We start from the raw sequence: 16319 nt of genomic DNA, 5'->3' as shown, positions 1-16319 counted from the left end.
GTGCACGAACCCTGTAGCGTTCGTGCAGTCTCAAGCGTCTATCTGACGAGGCCCACCATGACCAGCCGCCTGAATCCTGAAGATCAGCGTCGCGTCGATGAGTATCTCAAAGCCCCTCAGCACCAAGTCGAGCGCAGGCCTTTTCGGCCGTGGCTGCTCCTGGCGCTGGTGGTGGCAGTGACCATCGGTCTGGGCCTCTTGAGTCGTTTGTTGAGTGGACTGGTGCTATGAGCTGCGTTGCGCTCGCCCTCCCCTCGGCCACGACGCCGGCCCTCAGGGCCAAGCATTCGTTTAACCTTATGAGATATCTCCATGACACATCGCATCGTGATTGTCGGCGGCGGCGCCGGCGGCCTGGAACTGGCGACCCGCCTGGGTAAAAGCCTGGGCAAGAGCAAAAAGGCCGAAATCACCCTGGTCGACGCCAACCTGACCCACATCTGGAAACCGCTGCTGCACGAAGTGGCGGCCGGCTCGCTGAACTCTTCGGAAGACGAGCTCAACTACGTCGCCCAGGCCAAATGGAACCACTTCAACTTCCAGCTCGGCCGCATGAGTGGTCTGGAGCGTGAGAGCAAGCAGATCCAGCTGGCGGCCACCCTCGATGAAGACGGCCGCGAGCTGCTGCCAGCGCGCACCCTAGGCTACGACACCCTGGTAATTGCAGTTGGCAGCAATACCAATGATTTCGGCACCTTGGGCGCGGCGCAGCACTGCTTGTTCCTCGACAGCCGCAAGCAGGCCGAGCGCTTCCATCAGCAGTTGCTCAATCACTACCTGCGCGCCCATGCCGGTAATGCAGCGGGCGAAAAAATCAGCGTGGCCATCGTCGGTGCCGGCGCCACGGGCGTCGAGCTGGCCGCTGAGCTGCACAACGCCGCGCACGAGCTGGCAGCCTACGGCCTGGACAAGATCCAGCCGCAAGACATGCACATCACCCTCATCGAAGCCGGCCCGCGGGTGTTGCCGGCATTGCCTGAGCGCATCAGCGTGCCAGTGCACAAGACCCTGGAGAAACTCGGGGTAACGGTGCTGACCAACGCCTCGGTCAGTGAAGTGACCGAAGATGGCCTGAAAACCGCCTCCGGCGAAGTCATCCAGGCCAGCCTCAAAGTGTGGGCGGCAGGTATTCGCGCGCCGGGCTTCCTCAAGGATATCGACGGCCTGGAAAGCAACCGGATCAACCAGCTGGTGGTGCGCCCTACCCTGCAGACCACACTGGATGACGATATCTTCGCCTTTGGCGACTGCGCTGCATGCCCACAGCCGGGTAGCGACCGCAATGTGCCGCCTCGCGCGCAGGCTGCGCACCAGCAGGCCTCAATGCTGGCCAAGAGCCTGAAAGCGCGCCTGGAGAACAAGCCGCTGCCAACCTATGCCTACAAGGATTACGGCTCGCTGGTCTCGCTGTCGCGCTTCTCGGCAGTGGGCAATCTGATGGGTAACCTGACCGGCAGCGTGATGCTGGAAGGCTGGCTGGCGCGGATGTTCTATGTGTCGCTGTACCGCATGCACCAGATGGCGCTGTATGGCGCATTCCGCACGGCGATGCTGATGATTGGCAGCAAGATCGGCCGCGGCACCGAACCGCGACTCAAGCTGCACTGATGTAAAAACTGCCGGGCCGCAGCCTTGCGGCCCCGGTGGCTACGCCTCGCTAACCGCCTCTCCTGCCGCTTGCTGACTCCGCCATATAACGGCTCGGCACCTCGCCCAACACCCGCTTGAAAACAGTCGCAAAGGCACTTGAGCTGCTGTAGCCAAGCGCTATTGCCACCTGCGTGACTGGCTCGCCGTTGCCCAACCTGATCACCGCCGCGTGCAGGCAAGCCTGTTGCCGCCATTCGATGAAGCTGATGCCGGTCTGCGCCCTGAACACGCGGGTGAACGTGCGCCGGCTCATGGCCGTGCGCTGGGCCATGGCGTCAATGCCGACCTCCAATGAAGGCTGCTCGAGAAACTCACGGCAGGCCTGCGCCAGCCGCGGCTCATGCGGCAGTGGCGCATTCAATGACAGCGCCGGCATGGCCGCGATCTCATGCAACAACAGGCCCATCAGGTGGCCATCACGCCCCTCTGCGGCATACAGCGCAGGGACCTCAATCGCCTTGTCCAGCAACTGCCGTAGCAGTGCAGATACACCGTACACCTGGCACGCCTCCGGCAAGCCCAAAGCCAGTGCAGCAGGCTCGCGGATATAGGTGTTGAGCATGGTGACCGGGCCACGCATGTGCATGGCATGACCCAGCCGCGCCGGCACCCAGATAGCCCGCTGGGGCGGCACCACCCAATTACCCCTGTCGGTAAACACGGTGATGACGCCACATGAGGCGTAGGCAAACTGCCCGCGTTGATGGCTGTGCGCGGCAAATACCTGGCCGTCGGCGTAATCACGCACCGTCACCACCGCATCACGCGGGACGTTCTGGTAAGGATCAAGACCGAGAGATTCTTTCATGGCCTGATTTTAATGATAGTTGGCCTCAAGCTGAAAGCAGGCCAGCGCCATTTCTCGCATATTTCCCGCTCTAGCGCCTGTGCGCTCGTTGTTCCGGGAAAAGTCTGACAATGCAGAAAAAGCACCTGTGCCTGGCCGTCATGGTCACGGCCATCTGGGGGTTGAACTTCCCCATCACCAAGCTCGGCCTGGCCGAGATCGATCCGCTGCTGCTGACCGCGCTGCGCTTCAGCCTTGCCGCCGTGCCTTGGGTATTCGTGGTCAAGCGGCCGCAGGTAAGGTTTCGCTGGCTGGCCGGCTACGGCTTGATCTTCGGCGTGGCCATGTGGGCGCTTATCAACCAGGGCATCGCCTTGGGCGTACCACCTGGCAGTGCCTCGCTGCTGATTCAGCTGAGTGCGTTTTTCACCCTGGGCTGGGGCGTATTGTGGTTTGGCGAAAGCCTGAATCGGCCACAACTGATCGGCATATGCCTGGCGGCTCTTGGCCTGTTCGGCGTGCTGGTGGATGGCTCAGGCACCGTCAGCACTGTCGGTTTAGCGCTGGTAATCGCCAGCGCCCTGGCCTGGAGCATCGGCAATGTACTGATCAAAAAGTCGAAGGTGCAGGAAATCTTTGCTTTTGTGGTCTGGGCCAGCCTGTTCCCGCCAATCCCGCTATTACTATTGACCTGGCTTTCACACGGCTCAGCACCATTCACCGCACTGCCGGCCCAGTTGCACGGGTTTACCTTGTTTTCGCTGGCGTTTCAGGTATACGGCGCGACGCTGTTTTGCTACTGGGGGTGGAACCTGCTGCTGCGCGAATACCCGGTATCACAGGTAGCACCGCTGTCGCTGCTGATCCCGCTGTTCGGCATCGTCAGTTCGATGCTGATACTGGGGCAATGGCCAAGTGCATTGGGGTTGGCGTCGATGCTGCTGATCTTGCTGGCGCTCGCCGTCGGAGCACGCCCAGGAAAGGCTGTGCAGGCAGGTCGGCAAGGTGGCGGGGGCAGGCGGGAAAACCTGCAGAGATAAAATCCAGACAAAGAAAAAGGGCACCTCAGTCGAGGTGCCCTTCTCTTACATGGTGGGTCGTGTAGGATTCGAACCTACGACCAATTGGTTAAAAGCCAACTGCTCTACCAACTGAGCTAACGACCCGGAATATGGTCGGGGTGAGGGGATTCGAACTCCTGACATCCTGCTCCCAAAGCAGGCGCGCTACCGGACTGCGCTACACCCCGAAAATGAAACTGTACAAAAGCAAACACTAGACGAAGAAAAAGGGCACCTCAGTCGAGGTACCCTTATCTTACTGGTGGGTCGTGTAGGATTCGAACCTACGACCAATTGGTTAAAAGCCAACTGCTCTACCAACTGAGCTAACGACCCGGAAAATGGTCGGGGTGAGGGGATTCGAACTCCTGACATCCTGCTCCCAAAGCAGGCGCGCTACCGGACTGCGCTACACCCCGAAATGGCTCCGCGACCTGGACTCGAACCAGGGACCCAATGATTAACAGTCATTTGCTCTACCGACTGAGCTATCGCGGAACTAAACTTCGATCTTCCGATCTCGAAGGCTGTTTAAGCTTCGATCTCTTCAACACTCTGCATTTCTGCGTTTGCGTCTCTGAGGCCGGCTATTCTACATCCTTCGTTTTGCTTGTCAACCCCAAATTTGCATTCAACTTACTGATTTGCAAACTGTTTTCAGATCGTCGTTACCGCTGGCGATCTGCTTAGTGGCTGACAGCGGGGCGTATATTAGGAGCACTCGATTTTAGATGCAAGCATAAATTTCAATAATTTTACGGGGTTGCCGCGAGCCCCCGTAAACTGGGGGTTTTACTGGGATAATCAGTAGCTTACGAGCGCCCTGCGAGCCAACTGGAGGGCAGAAAACGCTGCTGAATCTCGCTTCGGGATGGGCAGAATAATCGTCGTGGCAGGCGTTTTTCTCAGGGTCAAAGCCGTTTTTGGGTAAAAAAACCCAGAAAATTTTCAAAAAAAAAGCCCCGCACGTGCGGGGCTCAAGATTATTTTTTATTCGAAGACTATTTCTTCGCCTTCGACCTTGGCGGTAATCGTCGTCCCCGGCATGAACTGCCCTGCCAGGATCAACTGCGCCAGCGGGTTTTCGATCCAGCGCTGGATCGCGCGTTTCAGTGGACGTGCGCCATACACCGGGTCGTAGCCAATCGCGATCAGCTTGTCGATCGCCTCCGGGCTCAGTTCCAGCGACAGCTCGCGCTCGGCCAGACGGCTGCGCAGGCGGCCCAGCTGGATCTCGGTGATACCGGCGATCTGCTCACGGCCCAGCGGCTCGAACACCACCACCTCGTCGATCCGGTTGATGAACTCCGGCCGGAAGTGGTTACCCACCGCGTCCATTACCGCCGCACGCTGCGCCTCACGGTCGCCGACCAACTCCTGGATCTGTGCCGAGCCGAGGTTGGAGGTCATCACGATGACCGTGTTGCGGAAGTCCACCGTACGGCCATGGCTGTCGGTCAGGCGACCGTCTTCAAGCACTTGCAGCAGCACGTTGAATACATCCGGGTGGGCCTTCTCGACCTCGTCCAGCAGCAATACGGTGTACGGCTTGCGGCGCACGGCTTCGGTCAGGTACCCGCCTTCTTCGTAACCTACATAGCCTGGTGGAGCACCGATCAGGCGAGCCACGGAATGTTTCTCCATGAACTCGGACATATCGATACGCACCATGGCCTCTTCGGTGTCGAACAGGAACTCGGCCAAGGCTTTGCACAGTTCGGTTTTACCCACGCCGGTCGGGCCGAGGAACATGAACGAACCACTTGGCCGGTTCGGGTCAGACAGCCCGGCCCGCGAACGGCGCACGGCGTTGGCCACGGCGGTCACGGCCTCGTGCTGGCCAATCACGCGCTGGTGCAGCAGCGCTTCCATTTTCAGCAACTTGTCGCGCTCGCCTTCGAGCATTTTCGACACCGGGATGCCGGTCCACTTCGAGACCACTTCGGCGATCTCTTCCTCGGTGACCTTGTTGCGCAGCAGCTGGTTCTCGCTCTTGCCGTGCTGGTCGACCATCTGCAGGCTGCGCTCCAGGTCCGGGATCACCCCGTACTGCAGCTCGGCCATGCGGCTCAGGTCGCCTTTGCGGCGCGCAGCTTCAAGCTCCTGACGGGCTTGCTCGATTTTTTGCTGGATCTGCGCCGAGCCCTGTACTTCGGCTTTTTCCGACTGCCAGATCTCTTCCAGGTCGGAGTACTCGCGCTCCAGCCGCTGGATTTCTTCGTGAAGTTTCTCGAGGCGTTTTTTCGCCGCCTCGTCTTCTTCTTTTTTCAGCGCCTGGGATTCGACCTTGAGCTGAATCAGACGACGGTCGAGACGGTCGAGCACTTCAGGCTTGGAGTCGATCTCCATACGGATGCGGCTGGCCGCTTCGTCGATCAGGTCGATGGCCTTGTCCGGCAGCTGGCGATCGGTGATGTAGCGGTGGCTGAGCTTGGCCGCGGCAATGATCGCACCGTCGGTGATGGCCACCTTGTGGTGCACTTCATAGCGCTCTTTCAGGCCGCGCAGGATGGCGATGGTGTCTTCCTCGCTCGGCTCCTCGACCAGCACCTTCTGGAAGCGTCGCTCGAGCGCCGCGTCCTTCTCGATGAACTGGCGGTACTCGTTGAGCGTGGTGGCGCCAACGCAGTGCAGCTCGCCACGGGCCAGTGCCGGTTTAAGCATGTTACCGGCGTCCATGGCGCCCTCGCCTTTACCAGCGCCAACCATGGTGTGCAGCTCGTCGATGAACAGAATGATCTGCCCTTCCTGCTTGGACAGCTCGTTGAGCAGGCCTTTGAGGCGCTCTTCGAATTCGCCGCGGTACTTGGCGCCAGCAATCAGCGCACCCATATCCAGGGCGAGCAGGCGCTTGCCTTTGAGGCCGTCCGGCACTTCGCCATTGATGATGCGCTGGGCCAGGCCTTCGGCGATGGCGGTTTTACCCACGCCAGGCTCGCCGATCAGCACCGGGTTGTTCTTGGTCCGGCGTTGCAATACCTGCACGGTGCGGCGGATTTCGTCGTCACGGCCGATCACCGGGTCAAGCTTGCCTTCTTCGGCACGCTTGGTCAGGTCGACGGTGTACTTGTCCAGGGCCTGACGCGACTCTTCGACGTTGGCGTCGTTGACGGCCGCACCGCCACGCAGGTTATTGATGGCGTTTTCCAGGGCTTTCTTGCTCACGCCCTGGCCGAGCAACAGTTTGCCGACCTTGCTGTTCTCGTCCATGGCCGCGAGCAGCACCAGTTCACTGGAGATGAACTGGTCACCCTTCTGCTGGGCCAGACGGTCGGCCTGGTTGAGCATGCGCGCCAGGTCCTGCGACATGTTGACGTCGCCGGTCGGGTTCTGGATTTTCGGCAGTTGGTCGAGCTCTTTGCTCAACGCCTTGCGCAGGCTGTTGACGTCAAAGCCGACCTGCATCAGCAGCGGCTTGATCGAACCACCTTGCTGGTCGATCAGTGCTTGCAGCAGATGCAGCGGCTCGATGGCCGGGTGGTCCATGCCCACCGCCAGGGATTGCGAGTCAGATAACGCTAATTGCAGTTTGCTGGTTAATCGGTCTATTCGCATGGGGATACCTTCCTAAATAAGGGCAGGCCGGAGCGATGGACACACCTGATGAAGAAACCTGCCAGAGATGACTAATAGATAAGGCTTATTCTGGGAGTTTCAAGCTTAGCGGGGTTGATCGAGATCAGTTACGGGAATGTCCTACAAGAACGATGACTGCATGAGGAGCTGGCAATGCTGGGGCGCTTGCGCCCTTTCGCGACACAAGGCCGCTCCTCCAGGTAGTACGCGGTCCCCGTAGGAGCGGCCTTGTGTCGCGAAAGGGCTGCAACGCAGCCCCGGCGCTCTCAAATCAGACGCAGAGCGGATCGAGCCAAACCAGCGAAGCGAAGCGCCCACCCTGCGGGGTGCGCCGATACGAATAGAAGCGTGGGTCGCTGACCGTGCACAGGCCACCACCATAAACAGCAGTGATGCCGCGCGCCGCAAGGCGGATGCGTGCCAGCTGGTAGATGTCGGCCAGCAGTTTGCCCGCACGCTCACCCGGCACGAATGCTTCGGCGGCTTGCGGGTGCTCGGCAGTGAAGGCGTCACGGACTTCTTCGCCTACTTCGAATGCGCTCGGGCCAATGGCCGGGCCGAGCCAGGCCAGCACCTGATCGGCCGGCACTGCCAGGCGCTCGAGAGTAGCCTCGAGCACGCCGCCCGCCAGCCCGCGCCAGCCGGCATGGGCTGCGGCAACGCGGGTACCGGCGCGATCGCAGAACAACACTGGCAGGCAGTCGGCGGTCATCACCGTACAGGCAATGTGCGCCTGGTCGGTCCAGCTCGCATCGGCTTCGATTACCTGCGCCGGGTCAGCGTCAGCCACCAGCACGCCGTGGACTTGCTTGAGCCAGGCGGGATGAATGTCAAATTGCTCACTGAGGCGTCGGCGGTTTTCGCTGACGGCAGCCGGGTCGTCGCCGACATGATCGCCGAGGTTGAAGCTGTCGTACGGCGGCAGGCTGATGCCACCCGCACGGGTGGTGACGCAGGCGCGCACTGTGGCCGGCGCTGGCCAATCAGGGCGCAGCAACTGCGTCAGACCGTTCATCCGATAAAGCTGTCGCGGTCTTCCTGGAGCAGCTCCAGCAAGCCGACGAAGTCTTCCGGCAGCGCCGACTTCCATTGCATCCGCTCACCCGTGAGCGGGTGATCGAGGGCGAGGAAGCGTGCGTGCAGGGCCTGACGCGGGAAGGTCTTCAGCGCAGTGACCATTTCCGGCTCGGCCGCAGGCGGGATGCGGAAGCGACCGCCGTAGGTCTGGTCACCAATCAGCGGATAGCCGACGTGGGCCATGTGCACGCGGATCTGGTGCGTACGGCCGGTCTCCAGCTTGACCCGCACATGGGTGTGCGAACGGAAGCGGGTGAGCACGCGGTAGTGGCTGACGGCAGGCTTGCCGGTCTCGGTCACCGCCATGCGCTGACGCGAGCCGCCGTGGCGACCGATCGGGGCGTTGATGGTGGCACCGGAGGTGACCACGCCAATCACGATGCACTCGTAGATGCGGCTGACACTGCGGCTCTGCATCTGCTCGACCAGCTTGGTCTGCGCCTGCAGGGTCTTGGCTACGACCATCAGGCCGGTGGTGTCTTTGTCCAGGCGGTGGACGATGCCCGCACGCGGCACATTGACGATGTCTGGCACGTGGTGCAGCAAGGCGTTGAGCAGGGTGCCATCGGCATGCCCGGCAGCCGGGTGGACAACCAGCCCGGCAGGCTTGTTGATCACCAGGATCTGCTCGTCTTCGTAGACGATGTTCAACGGGATGTCCTGGGCGATCCACTCGCCCTGGGCTTCCTGCTCGGCCTCAAGGACCAGCTTGGCACCGCCATAGACCGGATCGCGTGGACGCACGACTTGACCGTCGACCGTCAGACGGCCGTCCTTGATCCAGGTGGTCAGGCGCGAACGCGAGTACTCGCCGAACAGTTGGGCGGCGATCTGGTCGAGGCGCTGGCCGCCCATTTCGGACGGGACCTCTTCGCTAAGTTGGATGATCTCGGACATGCTCGATTCGGCTGGCGCACAGCCTTTGGTTTCAACTGCGCGCTTGTGGTTAAATACGGCTTCTTTTGCCCTGGGGTCAACCCGGGGGCGCTCATCATAACAGGACGGCACCGCCCAAGACAGCGGCCGTCAAAGGACGCAAGCCGCCATGCAAGTGAAACACCTGCTGCTGATCGCCCTCCTCGGGCTTACCGCTGCCTGTTCCTCGAACAAGGAAGTGATTGACGAGAACCTCAGCGAAGCCGAGTTGTACCAGCAGGCGCAGGCCGACCTGGACAACAAGAGCTACACCAGTGCCGTCAACAAGCTCAAGGCCCTGGAATCGCGCTACCCGTTCGGCCGTTACGCCGACCAGGCCCAGCTCGAGCTGATCTACGCCAACTACAAGAACACCGAGCCAGAGGCTGCCAAGTCGGCTGCCGAGCGCTTCATCCGGCTGCACCCGCAGCACCCGAACGTCGACTACGCCTATTACCTCAAGGGCCTGACTTCGTTCGACCAGGACCGTGGCCTGCTGGCGCGCTTCCTGCCGTTGGACATGACCAAGCGTGACCCGGGCGCTGCCCGCGACTCCTATAACGAGTTCGCCCAGCTGACCAGCCGCTTCCCCAACAGCCGCTACGCGCCTGACGCCAAGCAGCGCATGATCTACCTGCGCAACCTGCTGGCCGCCTACGAAATCCACGTTGCCGACTACTACATGAGCCGCCAGGCCTATGTCGCTGCGGCCAACCGTGGCCGTTACGTGGTCGAGAACTTTCAGGAAACCCCATCGGTCGGTGACGGCCTGGCGGTGATGGTCGAGGCTTACCAGCATCTGCACCTGGACGACCTGGCCAATACCAGCCTGGAAACCCTCAAGCTCAACTACCCAGATCACCCAAGCCTGGTCGACGGCAGCTTCGAGCCCAAGCAAGCTGATGGTGATCAGCGTTCGTGGCTGTCCAAGGCGACCCTGGGCCTGATCGAGACCGACACGCCGCTGCCGCCAGGTGAGACCCGCGCCAATCAGGACGTGGTTCGCCAGTTCAAGGATGCCCGTTCGGAGATTCCGCAAGACTTGCTGCCTAAAGATGAAGACGGTGATCCGATTCTGCCAGCCGGTCCGAAAGAAGCCGAAGAGAGCCGTTCGTGGTTCAGCTACGCAACCTTTGGTCTGTTTGATTGATTTGATACAGGCTGCCCTTGTAGGAGCGGCCTTGTGTCGCGAAAGGGCTGCGCAGCGGCCCCACAATCTACGCAGCGCCGCAGAATTGCTGGCGCCCGCTGCGCAGGCCTTTCGCGACACAAGGCCGCTCCTACACACAGCAAGCACGATGTCGGAAAAAACAAAAAAGAAAGGGAAGCCCAAGGCCTCCCTTTTTTTTTGCCCGCGTCCTAGACTGTCGGCTCTTCTTCTCGACCAAGCTGGACACCATGGTTCGCCTACTTTTCTGGATCGCCCTGATCGCCGCCGCGTTCTGGCTGTGGCGCAAATTCAAGCTCAGCCAGCAGGCGCGCCCCGCGCAGCGCCTGGATGACCCGCTGACCATGGTGCGCTGCGCGCACTGCGGCGTGCACCTGCCCAATGACCGGGCGCTGCACCGTGGCAATCAGTGGTACTGCAGCCCAGCCCATCTGGAGCAAGGCCCGAAAGACTGATCAACGGTCTGCTCCGGCCAAGCCGCTGTAACACGGTTACAGCGGCTTTTTCATGCCCGCTCGCTGAACACACATACCCGTAGCCGACCCATCCGCTCCATTTACGACGCCCTCCCCGCCTCAACTCTTGACCCACCGGCGGCAAATTCGCTAAATCCTATTTATCCGCATAAATATGAAAAATAGCCCGCATGCTCAAACCCAAGCGCAAACGTCAGAAGCTGTCGGACATGATCGTCGAGTCGGTCAAGCGCTCGATCGTCACCGAGGCGCTGCACCCCGGTGATCGGCTGCCGACCGAGCGCGAGCTGATGGAGCACTTCGAGTGTTCCAAGGGCACCGCCCGCGAGGCGCTCAAGGCGCTCGAGGTCGAGGGCCTGGTCAGCACCCGCACCGGCCCGAGCGGCGGCGCCTACCTCAATGAAGTCGGCACCGAACCGGCCAGCCGTGCGCTGCGCAACTACTTGCATTTTCAGCACCTGGATGGCGAGCAGGTGTACCAACTGCGCAAGGTCATCGAGGTCGAGCTGGCGGTTTCAGTGATGGGCCGCCTCAGCGACGCCGACTATGCCGCGCTGCAAGCCAACATCGATTTCTGCAGCACCCCGGAAGACAGCGAAGAAGGCCAGCGCGAGCAGCGTTTGGCCGAGCTTGAGTTTCATACCCTGCTGGCCGGTCGCTGCGCCAATCCGCTGCTGAGCTTCATGGCGGTGTTTCTCAACGACCTGCTGCGCGACCTGGTGGTGCTGAAAAAAGCCTACCTGCCCAAGCGCCAGCAGTTCGCCGCGGCCAACATCGACTACCACAAGCAGCTGCTCGACGCCCTGCGCGCCAACGATGAAGCCGCCGTGCGCCGCTTGATGCACGAGCACATGTGCGACGCCGAACACCACATGACTGCGCTGGAAGGCGAAGTCGCCCGCAATTTCCTCCTGGAGTTCAGCCACAACCACTGATTCGCCTGGACAGAGGCCTGCACACAGGCCCGGCCGTACCCGCTTTGTCATTGCCACTCCTGCCTAATAACCACAAACAAGGAGTTACTCATGCAAAGACGTACCCTGCTCAAAGCAGGCCTTGCCCTCGGCGCCCTCGGCAGCCTCCCGTTGGGAGCGTCGCGGGTGTTCGCCGAGCAACCGTTGACCTTCTATGGCCTCAAGTCGATGTCCGGGCCGTTTGCCAGTTACGGTAAATATGCCGACATGGGCTCGCGCCTGGCGATTGCCGAACACCCGCAGCTGCTCGGCCAGCCGCTCAAGTACAAGGTCATCGATACCGAGGGCAACGCCGGCAAGGCGGTACGCAAGGTCCAGGAAGCCATCGGCCAGGACGGAGCGCGGTTCTTTCAAGGCTGCACGCTGTCGTCCTCGGCGCTGGCGGTGTCGAAGGAGATCAACAAGGCCGGCGGCGTGTTCATGACCCCGGTCGGAGCCGACGAGATCACCGGCAAGGACTGCAACAGCTCTACCTTTCGCTGGTCGGTGCCGACCTACGGCGCCATTCGCGAAACCCTGGTGCCGCTGATCAAGCTGCTGCCCGAGGCCAAGCGCTGGTACACCATCACCCCGCAGTACGTGTTTGGCGATGCCCTGCTGGACAATGCACGCAAGGTCTTCAGCGAACACGGCATCGAGCACATCGGCAACAGCTACCACTCGCTGCAGGAGCAGGAGTTCTCCGGCTACCTGACCAACGCCATTGCCGCCAAGCCGGACGTACTGGTGCTGCTCAACTTCGGCAGCCAGTCATCCAATGCCCTGCGCCAGGCGGTCAACTTCGGCATCAAGGACAGGATGAAAGTGCTGCTGGTGTGGTCGGCCGGGCTCGATCAATTCCAGGAGCTGGGCAGCGATGTACTGGAAGGCGTGTACCTCGGCGCGCAGTATTGGCATCAGGTCGACACCCCGCTCAACCGCGAGCTGGTCGCGGCCACGCGCAAGGCCTACGGCATCAACCCCAATTACCCGCTGGCGGCCGACTACATCGGCACCCGGGTCATGCTCGAAGCCATCATCAAGGCCAACAGCCTCGACGGCGCCGCAGTATCCAAAGCCCTGCAGGGCATGAGTTTCCAGGGCCCGACCGGCGACGAGCTGATCCGCCCGGGTGACCATCAGGTGCTCAAGGACTACTACCTGCTGCGCGGCAAACCTCAAGCACAGATGCGAGATGACGATGACCTGGCCGAAGTGCTGCACGCCGGCCGTTCGTTCATCGAGGTCTCTCAAACCGGTTGCGCCCTGGCCTGACGCCACGCCTTCCCACTCGACAAAATTGCAGGCGCGCGGCGCGCTGCAGAGGGCACGTTCATGCTCGATTTGTACCTGTTCCAGCTGCTCAACGGCCTTGGCCTGGGGATGATCTACTTCCTCATTGCCGTGGGCCTGACAATCATTTTCGGCTTGCTCAACTTCGTCAACTTCGCCCACGGTGCGTTTTTTCTGCTGGGTGCCTACCTGTGCTACACCGCCGTGGCGCTGACCGGCAACTTCTGGCTAGCGCTGCTGATCGCGCCGCTGGCGGTAGCCGCGCTGGCCTGGGTGGTCGAGCGGGTGTTGATCAAGCGCATCTACCACTTGCCGCACACCTTCCAGATTCTCGTCACCCTTGGTATCGCGCTGATCATCCAGGAAGCCTCGGTGCTGATCTGGGGCCCGGTCGGCAAGCACATCGCGGTGCCGCCGGAGCTGCGCGGGGTGCTGATCATCGGCGACTTCATCTACCCCTATTACCGCCTGTTCCTGATCGGCTTCGCCGCCTTGATCGGCCTTGGCCTGTGGCTGCTGCTGGAGCGCACCCGCTTCGGCGCCCTGGTGCGAGCCGGCAGTGAAAGCACCGAGACGGTGTCGCTGCTGGGCACCAACATCTTCCGCCTGTTCTCGCTGACCTTTGCCCTTGGCGTGGGCCTGGCGGGCGTGGCCGGGGTGCTGTTTGCGCCACTGCGCGGGGCGCAGCCGTTCGTTGGCCCGGAGATTCTCGGCATCGCCTTCGTCGTGGTGGTGATCGGCGGCATGGGCTCGTTTGGCGGTGCGCTGGTTGGCGGCCTGCTGGTCGGGGTGGTGCAAAGCATGATGAGCAGCCTCTGGCCGCAAGGCGCCAGCCTGATGATCTACGGCGCGATGGCGGCGGTGATCCTGGTTCGTCCCTACGGCCTGTTCGGGAGAGCATGAACATGACTGAGAAAAATCCACTGGCCGTGGCCAAAGGGCATGGCCCGGCGCTGCTGCTGTTGCTGCTTGTGACCCTGATCGGCTTGCCGCTGATCCTGCCGTCGACCACCCTCGCCACCGAGATCCTGATCTTTGGCCTGGCCGCGCTGGCCTGCAACCTGCTGCTGGGCTACACCGGCCTGCTCTCGTTCGGCCAGGGCATCTTCTTTGGTGCCGGTGCCTACGGCGCGGCGCTGCTGATGATTCACCTGCAATGGGGCATGCTCGGCGCGCTGGTTGGCGCGGCGCTGTTCGGCGCGCTGCTGGCCTTGCTGGTCGGTGCGCTGGCGATTCGGCGCAAGGGCATCTACTTCGTCATGCTGACCCTGGCCTTCAGCCAGATGGCGTACTTTCTGGCCTACACCCTGAGCAGCTGGACCGGCGGCGACAACGGCCTGCTCGACGTGCCACGGCCGAATATCACGGTTGCCGGGCATGTGTTGCTCGACCTTGCCGACCCGCGCCACTTCTACGCGTTTGTCGCGGTGCTGTTCCTGCTGATCTTTGCCGGCGCCCTGCGGGTGATCCGCTCACCGTTCGGCAGCACCTTGCTGGCGATCCGCGAAAACGAAACCCGCGCTGCGGCCATCGGCTATGACATTCGCCACTTCAAGATCCTGGTGTTCATGTTGTCTGGCGCCATCACCGGTATCGCCGGGGCGTTGTACGCGATGCTGCTGCACTTTGCCCCGCTGTCGAACATCGACCTGATGATGAGTGAAAACATCCTGATCATGACCATCGTCGGCGGTACCGGCTCGCTGTTCGGCTCGTTGCTCGGCGCCGGCGCGATCGTGCTGCTCGGGGACGTGCTGTCGGAGCTGTGGCCGCGCTGGCTGATGCTGCTGGGGGTGATCCTGATTCTGGTGGTGGTGTTCATGCGCGGTGGGCTGTGGGGTGGCCTGGCTGATCTGGCCAAGCGCCTGCGCCCTTCGCCTGCCGTCGATGGCAAAACCAAGGAGCAGCTGTAATGAGCGAATTCCTCCTCGAAACACACAACCTGCAACTGGCCTACGGGCCGTTCCATGCCGTCGATGGCGTCGACCTGAAAGTCCGTGCCGGCACCATCCACACCGTGATCGGGCCCAACGGCGCCGGCAAGACCAGCTTGTTCCACTGCCTCACCGGTGAGCGCCAGGCCACCGCCGGCAAGATCCTCCTCAACGGCCAGGACATCGTCCGCAAACCGTCTCACGGCCGCGTCGCTCTGGGCATGGCGCGCTCGTTCCAGCTCACCAGCCTGTTCCAGAACCTCAGCGTGCGCGAGAACCTGCGCCTGGCCGCGCAGGGCCGCGATGGCCTTGGCGCGCTCAACTTCTGGCGCAGCGTCGAGCACAAGCGCAGCCATTGGGACACCGCTGACCAGGTGCTCGAACGGCTCAAGCTCAACGGCCGCGCCGAGACCCTCGCTGGCGAGCTGTCGCACGGCCAGCAGCGGGTGCTGGAAGTCGGCATGTCGATCTGCGCCAAGCCCACCTTGCTGATGCTCGACGAGCCCACCTCGGGCATGGGCATCGATGACATCCCGGTGATGACCGACCTGATCTGCGACCTGGGCCGCGACCACACCGTGCTGCTGATCGAACACAACATGAGCATCGTCATGTCGATCAGCCAACGCATTACCGTCATGAGCCACGGCCAGATCCTGGTCGAAGGCACCCCGGATCAGGTGCGCAACGACGAACGCGTGCGTACCGCCTACCTTGGAGAGGCCGCCTGATGCTCAGCGTCGAATCGATCCATTCCTACTACGACAAGAGCCATGTGCTCGAGGGCGTTTCGCTCAAGGTCGAGGCCGGCGAGCTGGTGACCCTGCTCGGGCGTAACGGCGCCGGCAAAACCACCACCCTGCGCAGCATTCTCGGCATCGTCCGCCCGCGCCAGGGCCAGATTCACTTCAACGGCCAGCCGCTGGTCGGTCGCGAGATCTTTGACATCGCCCGCCAGGGCATCGCGCTGGTGCCGGAGCACCGCGGCATCTTCCGCCAGCTGGACGTCGAAGAGAACCTCAAGATCGCCGCGCGCAAGCACAGCCGCTGGCAGCTGGAGGACGTTTACGCGATGTTCCCGCGGCTCAAGGAACGTCGCCGCAACAGCGGCTTTGCCCTGTCCGGGGGCGAGCAGCAGATGCTGGCGATTGCCCGCGCGCTGCTCAATGGGCCCAAGCTGCTGATCCTCGACGAGCCGACTGAAGGCCTGGCCCCGGTGATAGTCGACGAACTGGTGAAGATCCTGCGGCGGATCAAGGACGAAGGCCTGTCGATCCTGCTGGTCGAGCAGAACCTCAAGGTCTGCGACGCCCTCGCCGACCGTCACTACGTGCTGGAACAAGGCCGCGTGGCCTATCAGGGCAGCGCCGAGCAGTTCCGCGCCGACCCGAGCATCAAGAACCGCTACCTGGCCTTGAGCGCCTGAAGG

General features: G+C 62.0%; 15 protein-coding genes and 5 tRNA genes. 11 read left to right on the top strand and 9 right to left on the bottom strand.

Features of this window, described 5'->3' with window-relative positions; translation table 11 throughout:
- The first annotated feature begins 57 nt into the window (after positions 1–57).
- Positions 58–231, top strand: a complete 174-nt coding sequence (locus tag AC58X1_RS23385; protein WP_101316250.1) for a DUF3094 family protein — start codon at positions 58–60, stop codon at positions 229–231.
- Positions 232–312: 81 nt separating this feature from the next.
- Complete coding sequence (locus tag AC58X1_RS23380; RefSeq protein WP_181089067.1) at positions 313–1608, top strand: NAD(P)/FAD-dependent oxidoreductase; 1296 nt, start codon at positions 313–315, stop codon at positions 1606–1608.
- Positions 1609–1657: 49 nt separating this feature from the next.
- On the opposite strand, the gene AC58X1_RS23375 is transcribed toward AC58X1_RS23380, so the two are convergent.
- Complete coding sequence (locus AC58X1_RS23375; protein WP_497429542.1) at positions 1658–2458, bottom strand: AraC family transcriptional regulator; 801 nt, start codon at positions 2456–2458, stop codon at positions 1658–1660.
- Positions 2459–2568: 110 nt separating this feature from the next.
- On the opposite strand from AC58X1_RS23375, the gene AC58X1_RS23370 reads away from it, so the two are divergent.
- Positions 2569–3477 (top strand): EamA family transporter, encoded by a 909-nt coding sequence (locus AC58X1_RS23370; protein ID WP_497429541.1) that lies wholly within the window; start codon positions 2569–2571, stop codon positions 3475–3477.
- A 50-nt stretch (positions 3478–3527) separates the two neighbouring features.
- Here AC58X1_RS23370 and AC58X1_RS23365 read toward each other — a convergent pair.
- The 8 genes from AC58X1_RS23365 to rluD all read right to left on the bottom strand — a co-directional run bounded on the left by AC58X1_RS23365 (position 3528) and on the right by rluD (position 9048).
- Positions 3528–3603, bottom strand: a tRNA-Lys gene (locus AC58X1_RS23365).
- 6 nt (positions 3604–3609) lie between these two features.
- A tRNA-Pro gene (locus tag AC58X1_RS23360) sits at positions 3610–3686 on the bottom strand.
- Positions 3687–3758: 72 nt separating this feature from the next.
- Positions 3759–3834: transfer RNA gene (locus AC58X1_RS23355), tRNA-Lys, on the bottom strand.
- A gap of 6 nt (positions 3835–3840) precedes the next feature.
- Positions 3841–3917, bottom strand: a tRNA-Pro gene (locus AC58X1_RS23350).
- Between the two features lie 3 nt (positions 3918–3920).
- A tRNA-Asn gene (locus AC58X1_RS23345) sits at positions 3921–3996 on the bottom strand.
- 492 nt (positions 3997–4488) lie between these two features.
- A complete protein-coding gene (gene clpB / locus AC58X1_RS23340) occupies positions 4489–7053 on the bottom strand; it encodes an ATP-dependent chaperone ClpB (protein ID WP_101316241.1) in 2565 nt (854 codons plus the stop codon).
- Between the two features lie 292 nt (positions 7054–7345).
- Entirely contained in the window at positions 7346–8089 is a 744-nt protein-coding gene (pgeF, locus tag AC58X1_RS23335) for a peptidoglycan editing factor PgeF (RefSeq protein WP_497429540.1), read from the bottom strand.
- Positions 8086–9048, bottom strand: coding sequence for a 23S rRNA pseudouridine(1911/1915/1917) synthase RluD (gene rluD, locus AC58X1_RS23330; RefSeq protein WP_101316237.1), 963 nt, complete (start codon positions 9046–9048; stop codon positions 8086–8088). Before rluD ends, pgeF begins: the two co-directional genes overlap by 4 nt.
- A 148-nt stretch (positions 9049–9196) precedes the next feature.
- Between rluD and AC58X1_RS23325 the strand changes: the two genes are divergently transcribed.
- The 8 genes from AC58X1_RS23325 (at position 9197) to AC58X1_RS23290 (ending at position 16316) form a co-directional block, all read left to right on the top strand.
- Positions 9197–10216: an outer membrane protein assembly factor BamD gene (locus AC58X1_RS23325; RefSeq protein WP_497429539.1), complete on the top strand. Its 1020-nt coding sequence runs from the start codon at positions 9197–9199 to the stop codon at positions 10214–10216.
- A 248-nt stretch (positions 10217–10464) separates the two neighbouring features.
- Complete coding sequence (locus tag AC58X1_RS23320; protein WP_101316233.1) at positions 10465–10689, top strand: PP0621 family protein; 225 nt, start codon at positions 10465–10467, stop codon at positions 10687–10689.
- A gap of 191 nt (positions 10690–10880) precedes the next feature.
- On the top strand, positions 10881–11645 hold the full coding sequence (locus AC58X1_RS23315; protein WP_150572773.1) for a FadR/GntR family transcriptional regulator: 765 nt from the start codon (positions 10881–10883) through the stop codon (positions 11643–11645).
- Positions 11646–11735: 90 nt separating this feature from the next.
- Positions 11736–12938: an ABC transporter substrate-binding protein gene (locus tag AC58X1_RS23310; RefSeq protein ID WP_101316229.1), complete on the top strand. Its 1203-nt coding sequence runs from the start codon at positions 11736–11738 to the stop codon at positions 12936–12938.
- A 60-nt stretch (positions 12939–12998) separates the two neighbouring features.
- Positions 12999–13859 (top strand): branched-chain amino acid ABC transporter permease, encoded by an 861-nt coding sequence (locus AC58X1_RS23305; protein ID WP_101316227.1) that lies wholly within the window; start codon positions 12999–13001, stop codon positions 13857–13859.
- A gap of 2 nt (positions 13860–13861) precedes the next feature.
- A complete protein-coding gene (locus AC58X1_RS23300) occupies positions 13862–14869 on the top strand; it encodes a branched-chain amino acid ABC transporter permease (protein ID WP_497429538.1) in 1008 nt (335 codons plus the stop codon).
- Positions 14869–15621: an ABC transporter ATP-binding protein gene (locus AC58X1_RS23295; RefSeq protein WP_101316223.1), complete on the top strand. Its 753-nt coding sequence runs from the start codon at positions 14869–14871 to the stop codon at positions 15619–15621. The genes AC58X1_RS23300 and AC58X1_RS23295 overlap by 1 nt, the downstream gene beginning before the upstream one ends.
- Positions 15621–16316 (top strand): ABC transporter ATP-binding protein, encoded by a 696-nt coding sequence (locus AC58X1_RS23290; RefSeq protein WP_101316221.1) that lies wholly within the window; start codon positions 15621–15623, stop codon positions 16314–16316. Before AC58X1_RS23295 ends, AC58X1_RS23290 begins: the two co-directional genes overlap by 1 nt.
- Positions 16317–16319 lie beyond the last annotated feature (3 nt).

It is taken from the genome of Pseudomonas sp. PGPR N4, assembly GCF_059693665.1.
The sequence above is the reverse complement of the archived record's forward strand: the minus strand, read 5'-3'. Positions and strand labels throughout refer to the sequence as shown.